This window comes from Streptomyces sp. NRRL S-87 (assembly GCF_000719335.1).
Classification (GTDB): Bacteria; Actinomycetota; Actinomycetes; order Streptomycetales; family Streptomycetaceae; genus Streptomyces.
In genome coordinates, this window is record NZ_JOGB01000241.1 from 1 (window position 1) to 246 (window position 246).

Here is a 246-nt window from a genome sequence, read left to right on the forward strand (position 1 = left end):
GGCGGAGCACCCGCTGACCGCGGTGGTGCACACTGCGGGTGTCCTCGACGACGGTGTGGTCGGCTCGTTGACGGCCGAGCGGCTGTCGGCGGTGCTGCGCCCCAAGGTGGACGCGGCGTGGCACCTGCACGAGCTGACGGCCGACCTGGACCTGTCCGCGTTCGTGCTCTTCTCCTCCGCCGCCGGCGTGTTCGGCAACGCGGGACAGGCCAACTACGCGGCGGCCAACACCTTCCTCGACGCCCT

At 72.0% G+C, this 246-nt stretch carries 1 protein-coding gene; it reads left to right on the top strand.

What is annotated here, in order from left to right; genetic code table 11:
• A partial coding sequence (locus IF43_RS37640; RefSeq protein WP_037891794.1) for a KR domain-containing protein occupies positions 1-246 on the top strand: 246 nt, incomplete at both ends.